We start from the raw sequence: 16494 nt of genomic DNA, 5'->3' as shown, positions 1-16494 counted from the left end.
ATGTACTATTAATATTCGTAAGGACGCACCTAAAATAATACCACAAAAAAAGATAAAAAACGCAATTTTTGACGCCTATTAGTATTTTTGTAACGCTTTTAGTTACAATCCTGGGCATAATGATATCACCAGATAACAACTATTATTAAAAAAGTTCAATATCGATAATTTAAGCTTCAAACAAACTACTGTAAAGTAAGCAAGCTTTTATTTTCACTACATAAATTATACTATTTTTTTAGTATAAATAAAGGGTTTTGCTTAAAATTTTGAAGTTTCGAAACGGCAGATTCTAATATAATTTGAAAATATAAGTATACAAAAAGAGCAGATCCTTATTCCAATAAAATAGGATCTGTTCTTTCATATTGGCTTATGATTTTTTTAAAAAGCCGTGTTCCAAGATATCGATATATTGACGCACGTGAGTGATGATTTTATCAAAATCTGTGAGATCGGCTTCTGGATTGTCCTGCATAAATGTTTTCGTCTCAGCAGCAACCTGATCCATCATGCCGACCATGAGCCGTTGAATCGTGGCTTTATCAACATCATCACGAATCGCTAACCGATCTAAAATTGGATCAATCAGATTGCCAATGTTGTCATTCGTTTGATTTGCGTAAAACTCGGTCACTTTGTGTTTTAGTTTGGCTGGTGCATCACCCAACCCAGCATAGGCATCCAAAAGAAGTTTAAACTCATTCGGAAATTGTAACTGTAATTGGATTTTATACTTGGTGGCATTCACAATCATTTCATCCAAACTGCGGGCATCTTGCCAAACACTGTAATCCACGACCTGGGTCAGATTATCGGTCGCAAATTTTAAGGTTGCAATGTATAAATGAGCTTTATCACCGTAGTAACGGAAAATGATCCCCTTTGAAACTTCTGCCTGTTCGGCGATTTCGTCCGTTTTGGCACCTCGGTAACTGTGAGCACTAAAAACGGCTAGGGAAGCATGTAAAATTCGTTTCACTTTAGCAGGATCCATCGGAATTCGATTCTTTTTTTCGGTCACGTTGGCTAGACCTCCTCTATTTTAGTCAATTATAAATCTGTTGATTAGTTTTCAATCAAGTCGCGCCGCTGATAACCGAGAAACCCAATGACAATAAGTATAATACTCAAGGCCATCAAGAGTCCAAATTGCGTCCAATTGACGTTGCTAACGGGGACTTGGTTGATCCATCCGTAAGGCGTTAATTTTTCGGCCCAGTTTGGGAGATTGAGTAAGTTACCAAAATAAAGACTGATTAAGCCATAAACGGGAATTGCCCAAATGATGGTTTGCAGGCGTGGTAGCCATCCAATGATCAAAGCACTAATGCCGAGAGTCACATAAATAGCGGGAAGGTAGCCAATAAATCCGCGAAACAGGCGCTCAAACGAAAGCGGATTGGTCATCACGGAATTATTGGCAAGCCAAAGTCCGAAGACCGCCGCAAACATGGAAAGGGTGCCGATAAGTAACGAAACCGCGACATAACTGCCAAAAATATGACCGCGAGAAATGGCTTTGGCGTGAATTTGTTCCAGCCAGCCTTTACGTTCATCCCCGTTAATTCGAAGGAGGGTTTGCACACTGGGCACGGTGACCAACACAGCAAAGACGACCATTAGTAACGCTGCAAACTTCAAAACAACAAGCCGATTGGCTGCATCAACGGCGGTGGCGCCCATTAGTTTGCCCATTAGCGGATTAGTTTTCATAATATCACCAACCGTGCCAAAAATTGAGCCATAAGAAATTCCGAGAACCACTAAGCCAATGACCCAAACAATTAAGCTTAAGCGATCGAGCCGCATAACCAAGCTGAAAGGTCCAGTTAGAAAGACGGAGGCACGTTTTCGGCCACCACGGGTCGCAAGTAACCCAGCTCCCACATCACGATGACGGCTGGCATAAAAGGTTAAGAGAAGTAAAACAATAGTTAGCCCCAGCATGAGAAAAACTGGTAACCAATTATTTTTATGGTAAATCGATAATTTTTCTATCCAACCAAATGGTGACCACCAAGTGAAATCAGGATTTTGGACATCGGTCAGCATTCGCACAAGGTAGGTAACGCCTAAAAATAAATAACTTAACATGGTGGCGCCCCGCGGGTTATCGCTAACCTGGGCCATCAAGAGGGCAGCACTTCCAAACATGAACCCAATTGCGGCCAGCCCGATGCCAATCAGAAGGTTTCCCATGGTCGACATTCCGTGCATGCCAGAAACTTGTAGACCGCCGAAATAGCACAGTCCCATTAAAACGTTAATTAAAAAGAGTTCCAAGGTCGCGGCCAACAGGGGACTTTGTTTACCAACCGCATGCGAACGAATTAATTCTAACATCCCGTTGCTTTCTTCACCGCGAGTATTGCGGACGGCGAAGTAGATGTTCATAACGGCCATAAAGAGGGCCATGAAGACCATCATTTCACTCGCAAAAATGTCTGCGGTTGTGTAAGGAGCTCGGGCCACAAACGTCCCGAACATTGAGACCATCGCTGGCATTTTGAGAGTGGTGACGATGGCGGCAATTGAGCTTCTGGAACCATAAAGATCATTAAATTTAAACGCCACGGCTGCCATTAGCCCACCCAGGATGAGGGCCCAGATTAAAATGACCAACCAATCTCGGCGCAAGTTGAAACGGGTCAAAAACCCACTTTGTTGATACGCGTCATGCTTCATTTTCGCCATCTCCTTGTTTACCTTTTTGATAGTAGCGCAAGAAGAGATCTTCCAAGGTTGGTGGGGTACTTTGTAAACCGATGATTTCTAGGGATGCAAGAGTTTGCATGACCTTGTCCATTTTATCGGAGTCAACGCTGAAACTAGCCTTATTTGGTGTATTGTCGGAGCGCTTGAAGTTGTGCACATCTTGGGTTGCCGAGAGATCAGGCAAAGCTTGCCGAGTTTGAACGGTGATGAGTGTGCGAGTTAAATGCCGCATCTCAGTGAGCGTTCCAGTTTCAATGATCTGGCCCTCGCGAATGATGCCAATGCGATCACACATGCGTTCTACTTCCGATAAAATGTGGCTGGACAAAAGAATACTCTTTCCTTGCAATTTAAGTGCCAGGACATTTTTTTGAAAGATTTCTTCATTTAAAGGATCTAACCCAGAAGTGGGTTCATCAAAAATATACAGATCAGCATCGGTTGAAAAGGCCGCAATTAAGGCGACTTTTTGCCGATTCCCTTTTGAATAGGTGCGCGCTTTTTTGCCAGGATCTAATTCAAACTGTTTGATCAAGTCATTCGTACGACTGGTGTGCCTTTGATGATTTAATTTAAGGAAAAGATCAATGATTTCACCACCAGTTAAATTGGGCCATAAATAAACATCGCCGGGAACGTAGGCTAAATGTTCGTGAATGCGGACAGAGTCTTTCCAAACGTCTTTGCCAAAGATGGTTGCGGAACCTCCTGATGCTCGCAAAATGCCCAGAAGAGTGCGAATGGTCGTGGATTTACCCGCCCCGTTTGGTCCAATAAATCCAAAAACTTCACCGGAATGCACATCAAACGTCACATCTTTAAGTGCGGCAAATTTACCGAATTTTTTTTGTAAGTGTTTAACTGAAAGAATTGTATCAGCCATCATGCTGACCTCCCTTATTTTTAAGCAATTAGTTGCTGTTATCGACTTGAACAAACAGCTTTGGTTAATTGATAAACAGAGTATATCCTCTAATGACTAGGTAGTCAATATAACAATGTTTTGTTTTTTGCAAAATAGCGGTACCATGAAAAGGGTTATTACTACGCAAAAAGTAGCCAAATATTTTTTTATTTACCATTCACGGTGGTAGAAAGTAGGGGAGTAGCGTGAAAAAAGTTTCAAGATTAGTTATTTTGGTGATTGCGACGTTTACGTTAGCGTTTAACGTTCAGCAATTACCTAGCAGGAGCCAAACGGCCCAGGCAGCAAGTTACGTTTATGTGACGAAAACGGGTAAGCATTATTTTTACAAACGGCATGACCGAGGCTTAAACCGAGCCAAAAAAGTTTATCGAGTTAGTTTAACAACCGCTAAAAGACGGGGCTTAACGTTGTCGGCAACGGAAAAGGCGCCAAAGAAAAAAGCTAAGAAGCGCGTTGTTAAGAAACGGGTTGTCCATAAGAGGAAAGGCGTTGCGAAAAAGAAAAAGGTAACTAAGAAAAAAGCTGTTCACAAAGTCATTAAAAAAGTGCCGGCGAAAAAAGCAAAAGCGGCTAGCACTTCTAAATTGAGTACCCTCAAGTATCATGGGACACAAACGGTTATTGTAAATAAAGATCGGCCTAGTTTTTCAAAGGCAACTTTGTCCACCAGAAAGGGTGCTTGGCAAAAATACAGTAATCTGGATGGTGAGAATCGCGCAACCGATGCTAATGCCATGTTGAATAAACGATTAATGCCTAAAGGTAAACGCCAAGCGCTGTACGTGGATCCAACTGGTTGGCATAATAAAAAAATCAGGTCGGGATGGTTATATAATCGGTGCCACTTAATTGGTTATCAATTGACAGGCCAAAATAATAATTGGCAGAATTTGATTACTGGAACACGATCCTTAAATGATCCACAAATGACAAAGTATGAAAATGAGACGGCCAAGTATCTACGTGGTAGTTCACACCGCTACGTGCGTTATGAAGTCAAACCGATTTATAAGAGCTCGGATTTGTTGGCAAACGGTGTAGAAATGCGGGCACAGTCCATTGGTTCCAACAGAATTCATTACAATGTTTATATTTTTAATGTTCAAAAAGGTGTTAAATTGAATTATGTGAATGGGACTAGTAAGGCTGCTTAAAAAATAGTCGCTTAAACCTTTCGAAGAAATTCGATGGTTTAAGCGACTATTTTTATGATTTTTGTGGATGTTTGACACTCAAGAACCAAGCTGGAATCAAGGCCACTAAAGTAATGATAATGGACCACAGAAACGCGACGTTGTAACTGGCTGATATATTACTAATGGTTGGCGTGTTACCAGTCATGGCGTGGGTCATCACAGTTGCTAGAATGGCCGTTCCAAACGCACTACCGATATTTTGAAACATGCGGGTGGCGCTGGTAGCTTCGGGAATCTGGTTGGGTTTCAAGCCAGTGTATGAGTCCGACATGATGGGGATTGTAAAGGCACCAACGCCGGTACCGCGAATCAGCAAACAACCCAAAAGTAACCATTTGTTGGTGTTGGCATCCGCAAATACAAACGGTAAGGTGCTCAAAGTGGCGATTAAAATGCCAACAATCACTACCCAACGAGCGCCAATTTGATCCGTAATTTTGCCCACTTGAGTTCGGGTCAGCAACATGCCAATCCCTTGGGGAATCAAGTAAATACCGGCCCAGATAACACTTAATCCTCTGATGTTCTGAAAATAGAGTGGTAATAAGAACATGGCGCCGTTTAGCGTGATCCCAGACATCAAAAGAAGAATTGAGGCAGCCGAAAAGCTCTGTGATTTAAATAAGGTTAAACTCACGAGCGCCCGTTTTGGAAAAATCAGCGCATAAATGACGTAACTGATTAAGCAGGCGAGACCAATCCCTAGCGGCCAAAGAACGGCATTTTGCCACAGATTAGTAGTATGACTAAATTTTGTGATGCGCAGAATGAAACCAGTGAAGAGACCAGTAAACAAAAAGATGCTCGGGATGTCTAAACGTTTGCCTTGCCGATTAGGGGTGAATTTGGGTAGCCAAAGTGCTAGGACAACCAGTGAGATAAGCACGATGGGGATGTTAATGTAAAAAATCCAGTGCCAACTTAGTTTATCAATAATGAAGCCACCAATTGTGGGGCCAAGAATGGGCATCAAAACCATGGGTAGCCCGACGACTGACATGAGATAGCCTAAATTTTTACCATTGGCGGCACGGACAACTAAGGTGGAAATGGTAGGGATGATAATGCCCGCTGCCGCACCTTGAATAATTCTACCAATGATTAACATCGTAATGTTGGTTGCCATTCCGGAAAAGATGGAACCAGCAAGAAAACCAACTAGTGCCCATATATAAAGTTGCTTACCTGTGATCCAATCGATGGCCCAGCCTGCAATTGGCACAACAATGCCTATGGCCAGAACGTAAATCGTCACAACCCACTGAACGTTATCTACGTTGGTGTTCAAACTTTGCGTGATCGAATTAACGGCGATATTGGCCATTGTTGAATCTAACATGGGGGCAAGTGCACCGATAACTAGTAGCGCACAAGTGACGATAATGGAACTCTTTTTGGAAGTTGTGATTTGAGACTGCATAATGATTCCTTCTTTATTTTTCAAGTTTAGTAATAGCGAAAATTTTATAATAAGATACGCGCGTATCTACAATTAAGAATGATATAATAGAACTAAAATAAAAGCAAGCAAATCAGGTGAAAAAATTGACAGAAGCAAAAAAATCTGCCCGTCGCCGTGGAAAAGAACTGGAAGATGCTTTATTAACCGCGGCTTGGGAAGAGTTTCAAGAAAAAGGGTACGACAAATTAACGATGGAAGGCATCGCGGCACGGGCGCAAACAACGAAAACGGTGTTGTACCGGCGCTGGCCTAAAAAAGCAATTATCCTTCTCATGGCGTTTAGAAAGTTTGGTCCGGACATCCATTTTGAGGTTACGGATACGGGATCATTGCGGGATGATCTTTTTAATTTATTAAGTGCTCCAATCGCTGGCTTTAAAGTTTTGGGAGAAGAGGCGATCCGCGGAATAGTCGCTGATCAGGTTGGCGGTAATATTGGAAACTTATTTGATACGTTACTTACTTCTGATGGTGGTTTTAGAAAACGAATCTTAACCATTTTAAAGCATGCCGAACAGCGTGGTGAAGTTGATCTATCGAAGTTAAGTGACCGAGTTATTAACCTCCCTATTCTGATGTATCTGGATGAGATTTTGTCAACCGGTTTTTTAACAGAAGCAGGCGTAAGAGAAATTATTGATGAGATTTTGATGCCGACCTTCACAGCTAGTCAGCGAAAGGAATAGTGGAATGAAAAAATATGCAACTGTAAGTGAGTACATGGCAGATTTACCCCAAATGCAAAAAAACGTCGTCAAAATCATGCAGGAATTGTTGGCAGATGCAGCTCCAGAAGCCGAAGAAACAATATCTTATAATATGCCGGCCATTAAACAGAATGGTAAAGTGTTGGTCTACTTTGATGCTGGAAAAAATCAGTTGGGTTTTTATCCTACGGCGGATCCAATTGTAGCATTTGCGGACCAATTAAAAGAGTTTCACACCTCTAAGGGTGCGATTCAAATCCCTTACGACCGACCGTTACCAGTTAAGCTTATTCGCGAGATTGTGGCGTTTCGAGTGGAGCAAGTGACTGGAAAATAAATTCATGAGACTAGATTATAGCTAACCATATAATTTAGTCTTTTTTATTGTCGTAAAAGAAATAATATTTCATAAATACAAGCGAAATATAATTAAACATTGAAATTTATATTCATAAAATGTATACTGTATTTGTAAATGAAAACGGTAACAAAAGATGGGAGGAATATTATGTTAGGTTTCTCAATTTATCTAGACACTGAAATTGATGGCCGAACTGAGAATTATATCAAGAATATGAGTCAAAACGGTTTTACTGGAGTTTTTACTTCGGTGCACATTCCTGAGGATGATGATTCTAAATACGTTGAACGGCTGAAATCACTTGGAGAAATCTGTGCAAATCAAAACTTAGAGCTGACCGTTGATATTGATTATCAAGGATTAAAAAATTTAGGATGCTCAGTGAATGATGCGGGGAAGTTAACTCAATTTGGAATTTCGGCTCTGCGATTAGATGATGGATTTACAAATTCAGAAATTGCTATTTTAAGTCATCAATTAGCCATAGCCTTAAATGCAAGCACCATAAGTGAATCTGATGTGCATGAGTTAACTGTTCAAAATGCTAATTTTGATCACATGGAGGCATGGCATAACTATTATCCCCGTCCGGAAACAGGATTGGATGCTGCTTGGTTTGCTAAAAAGAATGCTTGGTTAAAAGAACAACATTTTTCTGTTATGGCGTTTGTTTCTGGAGATACTAATTTTCGAGGACCAGTTTATAGAGGCTTGCCAACTTTAGAAGTACAACGAAATATGAACCCGTTAGTAGCAACTAATGAATTGGATAAAAATTTTGAGGTTGACAAGGTTTTTGTAGGTGATCCACAGATATCTAATCAACTTATGAAACAATTTGAGTCTTTTTACCAACATAACGAAATTCGACTTCGAATTAAAACAACTTATCCCCAAATTTTTGATCAAGTTTGGCATAATCGTCCAGAAGTGGCACGAGATGTTGTGCGTTTAGTTGAGTCGCGGCAACAAAATCAAAAAACCAGCGTAAATATACGACCAGAACAAATGAATGTAAGGAAAATTGGGACAATTACAATTGATAATTTAAATTATGGTAGGTATGAAGGCGAGATTCAAATTTGTAAAAGGGCACTTGAAGCTAGCAAAAAGGTAAATGTGATTGGACAAGTTAATCAAACTGACATTGTCTTGTTACCCTTAATAGGAGAAAATACCGCAATTAAATTCATACCATATGAGGAGGATTCACAATGATGGACTTAAGTAAGTTAACTACAGAAACGCGAAATGAAAAGACAATGAATCTGGATGAACTATCAACTAGTAAAGTTTTAGAATTAATGAACGCCGAGGATCAAACAGTACCAGTCAGTATAAAAAAGGCCTTGCCAGAAGTTGCATTAGCCGTAAAAAAAATCGTGGACAGTTTTCAAGCTGGTGGGAGATTATTTTATATTGGTGCAGGGACCAGTGGCCGTTTGGGTGTCTTAGATGCTGCGGAATGTGTACCAACATTTGGAACAGATCCTGAAATGGTTCAGGGCTTGATTGCTGGTGGTGAACAAGCAATGACAGTAGCTGTAGAAGGTGCTGAAGATTCTGTGGAATTAGGGGAAAATGATTTAAAAGCCCATCATTTATCCGATAAGGACACAGTAGTTGGAATTGCTGCTAGTGGCAGAACGCCTTATGTTATTGGTGGATTGGATTATGCAAAAAAAATTGGTGCATCTCGGATTAGCTTGGCTTGTAATAATCATGCTGAAATTAGTAATCATGCCGAAATTGCCATCGAAGTTCCAGTTGGTCCAGAAGTTTTAACAGGTTCAACACGTTTAAAGTCTGGAACGGCTCAAAAAATGGTTTTAAACATGCTTTCCACAGTTTCAATGGTGGGAATTGGTAAAGTTTATAAAAATTTGATGGTTGATGTGAAACCGACAAATGCAAAGCTAGTTGAACGTTCTAAACGGATTATTATGCAAGCAACGGAGTGTGATTATGAAGCCGCTGGTGATGCCTTTGTAGCTGCTGATAAGAATGTAAAATTAGCAATCGTCATGATTTTAACAAATCTAGATAAAAATGAAGCTGAAATTCGTTTGAAAAATGCAAACGGATTTGTACGAGGCACAATACGAGGCACAATTAAAGGAGGTAAAGACTAATGGCAGACGAAAAAGTTACACGGATTGCAAATGAAATATACAAAAATGTTGGCGGACCAAGTAATGTTGCAAAACTAATTCATTGTATGACACGGGTCAGAATGACCATTATTGATATGGATAAGGTCGATATGGAAGGCTTGAAGAATATTGATGGTGTGCTTGGTGTGGTAGATGATGATACACTGCAAGTCGTTGTAGGACCTGGGACAGTGAACAAAGTGGCTCAAGTTATGGTTGATCAAGTTGGCGTTAAATTGGGTGATCCATTTCCTAATGATGCTGCTGGTGAAAACGGTCATTTAACGGATAAAGAAATGGTTGAAGCCAAAGCTGCTAAAGTTAAAGCAGAACAAAAATCTAAACAAAAGCAGACACCGATTAAAAAAATCTTGAAGTCAATTTCAAATATTTTTATTCCATTAATTCCAGCATTCGTTGGTGCAGGATTAATCGGTGGTGTGGCCGCTGTTCTTTCTAATATGATGGTTGCTGGTGATATTGGCAAGAACTGGAATGACTTTATCATGATTATGAAGGTCATTCAAAATGGGATGTTCAGCTATTTGGCCATTTATGTAGGTATTAATAGTGCCACGGAGTTTGGTGCAACACCCGGTCTAGGTGGAATTATTGGAGCTGCAACATTACTACCAGGTGTACTACCGACTGCTCCTTTGCACAATATTTTTAATGGACAACCTTTAACAGCTGGTCAAGGTGGTATTATTGGTGTTATCTTTGCAGTTTGGGTATTATCAATTGTTGAAAAGAAATTGCATCAGTGGGTTCCGGATTCAATTGATATTATTGTGACTCCAACAGTTTCACTATTTATAGTCGGAATATTCACGATCTTCCTTGTTATGCCAGTAGCTGGTGTAGTTTCATCTGGCTTGGTTGGTGCGATCGAATGGATATTGCATGTTGGTGGTGCGTTCTCAGGGTTTGTATTGGGTGCAATGTTTTTACCAATGGTTATGTTTGGATTGCATCAGATTTTGACACCGATTCATATTGAAATGATTGACAAAACTGGAATGACACCACTGCTACCAATTTTAGCAATGGCCGGTGGCGGTCAGGTTGGTGCAGCAATTGCACTTTGGGTTCGTTGTCGTCGTAATCATAAACTAACCAATATGATCAAGGTGCTTTACCAGTTGGAATCCTTGGAATTGGTGAGCCCTTAATTTATGGTGTAACTTTGCCACTTGGGAAGCCTTTTATTACCGCTTGTATTGGTGGCGGAATTGGCGGTGCTGTGATTGGTGGATTAGGAAATATTGGTGCAATTGCAATTGGACCTTCAGGAGTTGCGCTAATTCCATTAATTAATAATGGTCATTGGTTAGGGTATGTTGCTGGTTTATTGTCGGCGTATGTTGGTGGTTTCGTTGCTACATTCTTCTTTGGAGTTCCAAAAGAAGCAATGAATCCAGATGCAGCCACTGATGACGGTGCAACTGTACCAGAAACTAGTTCTGACACAAATGAAACAGAAACAACAGAAGCAGTTGAAAAACAAGTTGTAACAAAAGCAGCAGATACAGTAACAGCACCAGTTGATGGACAACAGATCCCCGTAAATGAAGTGAGTGATCCAATTATGGCTCAAGAAACAATGGGAAAAAGTATTGCTATTAAACCAAATAATGATTCACCTGTTTTTTCACCAGTAAACGGTAAGGTAATGTTTGTTGCAGATACTAGTCATGCCATTGGATACACAAGTGACGCTGGTGAAGAAGTCTTAGTTCATATTGGAATTGATACAGTCAATTTGAAGGGAAAATACTTTGATTTGACTGTTAAACCGGGAGATGTGGTTACGCGTGGACAAATTGTTGGAAAAGTAGACTGGACAGCAGTTGCAAAAGCTGGGTATGATACAGTTACTTTAGCAATTATTACAAATAGTCAGGAGTTTACAATTGATAAACATTCTGATGAAACAAGTGTTGAAAAAGCAACAGTTGTTATGAATACCAATCCAGTCAGCTAGTAAGGTAGGCAAATCGTATGAAAAGTATCCTATTCTCTATTCACAAACAAATTGCATCATTTTCTAAGTCAGAGCGCAAAGTGGCTCAGTTTATTCTGGACAATCCTCAACAAGTGATTAGTATGAATGCAGATACTTTAGCCGACAAGGTGGGTGTTAGTGCAGCGACCGTTGTTAGATTAGCAAAGCTATTGAGTGCTGATGGGTTTCCTGGGGTAAAGATTCAACTTTCAGCTGAAACTAAAGTTGATGACAGCTTATATATGGAAGTAGATCCCAAGGACCCTTTGGATGTTGTTAAACAAAAAATGGAATTTAGAATTGGACATACGATTGAACAAACCAATATTACTTTAGATGATGATGCTGTTCATAGGGCGGCAAAACTAATTGATCAGGCCGATGATGTGTATACGTATGGGCTGGGTGCCTCTAGTATTGTAGCTGCAGATCTTCAGCAAAAGTTTATCCGGGTTGGCAAACCGGTTGTGCAAACAATGGACACGCATTTGATTGCGACAGGGATTGCAAAACCTGAAACGGTGTTGATTCTTATTTCAAATACTGGAGAGACTGTTGAAAGCCAGAAGTTAGCAGATATTGCTCATGAGCATGGAATACCAGTTATTACCATTACGCATAGCCGAAAGAGCTCATTGGCAAAAAAAAGTGACATTGTTTTGGTTCATGATGATAGTGAAGAAAATGAGAAACTCAGAACGGCTGCCACTACCTCCCTGATGGCGCAACTGTATGTAGTTGATCTGCTCTATTATTCATATCTTACAATGAATTTTAATGAAAACGCGGCAAAGATTAAGGAATCAAGCCATGTGATTCGTAAATATTTTAAATAAGCGAAATTTAAGAAACAGGCGTTACCGGCTAGTAGTGTAGTCGATAACGCCTGCTTTTAATTAATAGAATGGATAAAATTAAGTTAATAAATGATTGAACAAACCAAAAGTAGTCGATATAATTTTTGTGTGTCAAAAAATTGTCTTAACCTGATTTAAATAGTGAATTCTCGCCTTGTTCCATCTCCTTTTTTTGTTTATAATGGTGTGGAACACTTAATGTTTCACAATGGAGGAGCAAGATGAACCCAGAAGAGTTTCAACAGACACTTGCGACGAAGGGTATTAATTTATCTGAGACGCAAATGCAGCAATTTCATACATATTATAAATATTTGGTAGAAGTTAATGAACATGTGAATTTGACGGCAATTACGAGTCTTGAGGACGTTTATTTGAAGCATTTTTATGATTCGCTACTACCAGGAGTTCAAAATTCTGAATTATTTAAGCAACCAATCACGATTTGTGATATTGGTGCGGGAGCGGGATTTCCCTCAATTCCATTAAAAATTGTTTTTCCAGAATTACATGTGACCATCGTGGATTCTTTGAACAAGCGAATTACTTTTCTAAAGGAGTTAGTGGAAAAGTTACACTTAACAAATGTCACGCTCTGTCACGATCGGGCAGAAACTTTTGCCGCTCCTAAACTAGGACACCGGGAGTCCTTTGATCTTGTGACGGCCCGCGCAGTTGCCCGTTTGTCCGTTTTATCCGAGCTTTGTTTACCAGTGGTCAAAATTGGTGGCCAGATGTTGGCCTTGAAGGCGAGTCATACGGAAGACGAGCTTGCAGATGCCGGGAAAGCTATCCAAATTTTGGGTGGAAAACTAACTAAAGATGAGCACTTAGAATTACCCGTTTCAGGTGATGAGCGACATTTGGTTTGGATTGAAAAGATTCGAAAAACCCCAAACAAGTATCCACGTAAGCCTGGGACACCAAATCGCGAACCCATTGCCAGCCAGAAGAAAGAAGTTACCAAGCATGACAAGTAAAGCTAAGTCCACAATGGGCGCTGAAAAACTTTTGCGAGATGAGGATAGTAAACAGGTTGTGGAAATCAACCTCGACGATATTCGTCCCAATCCTTATCAACCGCGCCATAGCTTTGATTCTAAAGCATTGCGGGAGCTCGCAAATTCTATTCAAGCGTCCGGAGTTTTTCAACCAATCATTGTGCGGCAACCAGTTTCAAAAGCTAATCAGTATGAACTGATCGCTGGAGAACGCCGTTATCGCGCGGCTAAAATGGCCGGTTTACATACAATTCCAGCCTTAATTAGTCAGTTGAATGATGCCGAAACGATGGAAGCAGCTGTGATTGAAAATTTACAGCGTGAGGATCTTACACCATTAGAAGAGGCCCAAGCTTATGATTCTTTGATGGCCAAGTTGAATTTTACGCAGGCTCAGGTTTCAGAAAAATTGGGTAAAAGTCGTCCGTACATTGCAAACTATTTACGCTTGTTACGATTACCGAAAACTATCAAGGATATGTTGCAGGCCGGTGATTTGTCAATGGGTCAGGCACGAACCTTGCTTGCTTTGAAGGATCGGCATAAACTAATCCCACTGGCCAAACGGGTTGTTTCTGAACATTTGACCGTTCGCCAATTGGAAAACTTGGTTAATCGACTGAATGAACAACAAGTATCAAAGAAAAAAGCGTTGACTAATACGCACAAGGAATCGCCGTATGTGCGTGAGATCGAAGAACAACTACAAGAAAAGTTTGGAACCAAGGCAGTTATTGATCAAAAGAATAAAGGTGGAAAGATCGAAATTAATTATGTTTCGAATGACGACCTAAATCGAATTTTAAATCTGTTGAACATTTCATTGGATTAAGAGGAGTTAAGAAAATGTATGATCTAAACGATATCGTCGAAATGAAAAAACCGCATGCTTGTCAGGCTAATGAATGGAAAGTTATCCGGATGGGAATGGATATTAAAATCAAGTGCATGAATTGTGGCCATATTGTCATGCTTTCTCGTCGGGACTTTGAACGAAAGTTAAAAAAGGTTTTGAAAAAAGCAGAAGATTAGGTTTCTAAGCTAAAGAAGTTTTGCAATCACAGCAAGTGTGTGATGTGAAACTTTTTTAATTTACTTTTTTTCAAATTAACGAAAAAAGGCTTAATAATCCGAAAATAGGTCCCAATTTTTACTAATCTAAAGGAGTTGCCTCTGTCCTTGAACGCGCTTTTTTGTTACTATATTACTATATACACTTAAATAAAAATTATTAAAAAGAAAGCGTGTGAAAAATGTCATTAACAGCAGGAATTGTTGGTTTACCAAACGTTGGAAAGTCAACTTTGTTTAATGCAATTACCAAAGCAGGAGCCGAAATGGCCAACTATCCATTTGCGACCATTGATCCAAACGTCGGAATGGTTGAAGTTCCCGATGCCCGCTTGGATCGGATTCAAGAAGTTGTGCCAGCTAAAAAGATTGTGCCAACCACCTTTGAATTTACTGATATTGCCGGAATTGTTAAAGGTGCCAGCAAGGGTGAGGGCTTAGGAAATAAATTTTTGGAAAATATTCGTCAGGTCGATGCGATTGTGCACGTTGTGCGGGCATTTGATGATGACGAAATCACAACGGTTTCTGGAAAAGTGGATCCAATTGAAGACATTCAAACAATTAACCTTGAGTTAAGTATTGCTGATTTGGATGCTGTTAACAAGCGACTTGGAAAAGTGCAACGGGCTGCTAAGGGCCGCGATAAGGATGCCTTGGCTGAGTTGGCTGTTCTTGAAAAAATCCAACCTGTTTTGGAAAGCGGTAAAGCGGTTCGTTCAATTGATTTCGATAAAGATGAATTAAAGATTGTGCGTAGTTTATTCTTATTAACTTCAAAGCCGGTTTTATATGTTGCAAACATTGCTGAAGATGATATGGCCGATCCTGAAAATTCAAAGTATTACAAGACAATTAAGGACTTTATTGCTAAAGACGATCCCAACGCTGAGGTTTTAGGAATTTCTGCTGAAACTGAAGAAGAAATTGCCGAACTTGAAGATGCTGATAAGAAAGACTTCTTAGAGGCTGAAGGAATCGAAGAACCTGGTTTAAACCGTCTAATTCGTTCTTCATACAAATTGTTAGGCTTGGAAACATTCTTCACAGCTGGTGGTCCTGAAACCCGCGCATGGACGTTTAAAAAGGGTATGACGGCCCCTCAATGTGCTGGAATTATTCATTCTGACTTTGAGCGCGGATTTATCCGAGCAGAAACAGTTTCGTTCGCTGATTTGGATGAAAAAGGTAGTATGCAGGCAGTTCGTGAGGCCGGCAAACTACGTTCAGAAGGTAAAGAATACGTTGTTCAAGATGGAGATATTATCGAATTCCGGTTCAACGTATAACTATTGTAGACAGAGGAGAGAAACCGCATATGAGTGAAGACAAGACAACGGAACGCAATGCCGGTAAGCAACAAGAACCTACTAAGAAACCTGCTGGCAAATCAAAACAAACATTCACCAAACGAAACGAAGATTTTATGTTCCGACTTAAAAGGGAACTTAAAACAAGTAAACTTTCAGATGAAAAGAAAAATGAGGCTCTCTTAGAAACCGAATCACGTTTACTAGAGGGTCAACTGAAGGGTGAAACTGCTAAACAAATTTATGGTACCCCCACTGACCGAGTTAAAGGGATCATTGCGGGGCCAAAAAAGGCACCAGTAGAAACAAAGTATTGGATGAAAGTTCTGGATAACAGCATGGTCTTTCTCATGATCTTCTCGTTGATGTTTGGAATTATGATGATTGCACAGCCAAAATCGATTGCTGAGCAACCTGGACCAGCAGGAATTACGGCTATGGTGGCAATTTCACTCATTGGTGGTGCATGTGCACCATTCTTAACGGATCGATTGCAACCAACTAGTAAGACAAAAGAACGCAGCTCGATTTGGAAAACAATCGCAATGGCAACAGGGATGATTTTGGTTTGGATGGTAGCCTACATGGCCTTCTCATCATTACCAGCAGCAGTAAATCCTGTGTTACCATATGAAGTTTACTTAGCAATGGCAGTAGCCCTTTTCTTTGTTCGCATGTGGTTCAAGCGTCGTTACCATCTTACCGGTGGGTTTTTAGGATAAAAA

At 40.3% G+C, this 16494-nt stretch carries 16 protein-coding genes and 1 pseudogene; 13 read left to right on the top strand and 4 right to left on the bottom strand.

Annotated features, from left to right (window positions below; all coding sequences use genetic code 11):
- Positions 1-373 precede the first annotated feature (373 nt).
- Genes IV84_RS00780 through IV84_RS00770 form a run of 3 tightly spaced genes read right to left on the bottom strand, consistent with a single transcriptional unit; the run spans position 374 to position 3604 of the window.
- Positions 374-1024 (bottom strand): TetR/AcrR family transcriptional regulator, encoded by a 651-nt coding sequence (locus IV84_RS00780; RefSeq protein WP_046872174.1) that lies wholly within the window; start codon positions 1022-1024, stop codon positions 374-376.
- Positions 1025-1068: 44 nt separating this feature from the next.
- Positions 1069-2688, bottom strand: coding sequence for an ABC transporter permease (locus IV84_RS00775; protein WP_046872175.1), 1620 nt, complete (start codon positions 2686-2688; stop codon positions 1069-1071).
- Positions 2678-3604, bottom strand: a complete 927-nt coding sequence (locus tag IV84_RS00770) for an ABC transporter ATP-binding protein (RefSeq protein ID WP_046872176.1) — start codon at positions 3602-3604, stop codon at positions 2678-2680. The genes IV84_RS00775 and IV84_RS00770 overlap by 11 nt, the downstream gene beginning before the upstream one ends.
- Positions 3605-3855: 251 nt before the next feature.
- Here IV84_RS00770 and IV84_RS00765 point away from each other — a divergent pair, with 251 nt between their 5' ends.
- Positions 3856-4800: a DNA/RNA non-specific endonuclease gene (locus IV84_RS00765; protein WP_414477509.1), complete on the top strand. Its 945-nt coding sequence runs from the start codon at positions 3856-3858 to the stop codon at positions 4798-4800.
- A gap of 52 nt (positions 4801-4852) precedes the next feature.
- Here the strand turns inward: IV84_RS00765 and IV84_RS00760 are convergent, their stop codons facing one another.
- Positions 4853-6262: an MDR family MFS transporter gene (locus IV84_RS00760; protein ID WP_081036056.1), complete on the bottom strand. Its 1410-nt coding sequence runs from the start codon at positions 6260-6262 to the stop codon at positions 4853-4855.
- A 125-nt stretch (positions 6263-6387) separates the two neighbouring features.
- On the opposite strand from IV84_RS00760, the gene IV84_RS00755 reads away from it, so the two are divergent.
- The 12 genes and pseudogenes from IV84_RS00755 (at position 6388) to IV84_RS00705 (ending at position 16491) form a co-directional block, all read left to right on the top strand.
- A complete protein-coding gene (locus IV84_RS00755) occupies positions 6388-6990 on the top strand; it encodes a TetR/AcrR family transcriptional regulator (protein ID WP_046870916.1) in 603 nt (200 codons plus the stop codon).
- 4 nt (positions 6991-6994) lie between these two features.
- Positions 6995-7348, top strand: a complete 354-nt coding sequence (locus IV84_RS00750) for an iron chaperone (RefSeq protein ID WP_046870917.1) — start codon at positions 6995-6997, stop codon at positions 7346-7348.
- Between the two features lie 171 nt (positions 7349-7519).
- Positions 7520-8590, top strand: coding sequence for a MupG family TIM beta-alpha barrel fold protein (locus IV84_RS00745; RefSeq protein ID WP_046870918.1), 1071 nt, complete (start codon positions 7520-7522; stop codon positions 8588-8590).
- Positions 8587-9504: an N-acetylmuramic acid 6-phosphate etherase gene (gene murQ / locus IV84_RS00740; protein WP_046870919.1), complete on the top strand. Its 918-nt coding sequence runs from the start codon at positions 8587-8589 to the stop codon at positions 9502-9504. The genes IV84_RS00745 and murQ overlap by 4 nt, the downstream gene beginning before the upstream one ends.
- Positions 9504-10933: pseudogene (locus IV84_RS00735) on the top strand (PTS transporter subunit EIIC); the annotation flags it as partial. The gene murQ and the pseudogene IV84_RS00735, both read left to right, overlap by 1 nt.
- A gap of 3 nt (positions 10934-10936) precedes the next feature.
- Positions 10937-11509 (top strand): PTS sugar transporter subunit IIA, encoded by a 573-nt coding sequence (locus IV84_RS11170; protein ID WP_226996056.1) that lies wholly within the window; start codon positions 10937-10939, stop codon positions 11507-11509.
- Positions 11510-11526: 17 nt separating this feature from the next.
- A complete protein-coding gene (locus IV84_RS00730; protein WP_046870920.1) occupies positions 11527-12366 on the top strand; it encodes a MurR/RpiR family transcriptional regulator in 840 nt (279 codons plus the stop codon).
- Positions 12367-12608: 242 nt separating this feature from the next.
- Positions 12609-13367, top strand: coding sequence for a 16S rRNA (guanine(527)-N(7))-methyltransferase RsmG (rsmG, locus tag IV84_RS00725; protein ID WP_046870921.1), 759 nt, complete (start codon positions 12609-12611; stop codon positions 13365-13367).
- A gap of 13 nt (positions 13368-13380) precedes the next feature.
- The gene (locus IV84_RS00720; RefSeq protein WP_226997978.1) at positions 13381-14220 is read left to right on the top strand and encodes a ParB/RepB/Spo0J family partition protein; all 840 of its coding nucleotides are present in this window, start codon (positions 13381-13383) and stop codon (positions 14218-14220) included.
- Between the two features lie 14 nt (positions 14221-14234).
- Positions 14235-14420, top strand: coding sequence for a DUF951 domain-containing protein (locus tag IV84_RS00715; protein ID WP_046870922.1), 186 nt, complete (start codon positions 14235-14237; stop codon positions 14418-14420).
- Between the two features lie 221 nt (positions 14421-14641).
- Positions 14642-15748 carry a redox-regulated ATPase YchF gene (ychF, locus tag IV84_RS00710; RefSeq protein WP_046870923.1) on the top strand — a complete coding sequence of 369 codons (1107 nt, stop codon included), beginning with the start codon at positions 14642-14644 and terminating at the stop codon, positions 15746-15748.
- Between the two features lie 29 nt (positions 15749-15777).
- Positions 15778-16491, top strand: a complete 714-nt coding sequence (locus tag IV84_RS00705; protein ID WP_046870924.1) for a DUF1129 domain-containing protein — start codon at positions 15778-15780, stop codon at positions 16489-16491.
- The last annotated feature ends 3 nt before the right edge of the window (positions 16492-16494 follow it).

This window comes from Pediococcus damnosus (assembly GCF_001437255.1).
Classification (GTDB): domain Bacteria; phylum Bacillota; class Bacilli; order Lactobacillales; family Lactobacillaceae; genus Pediococcus; species Pediococcus damnosus.
This window is presented reverse-complemented; position numbering and strand designations above follow the sequence as displayed.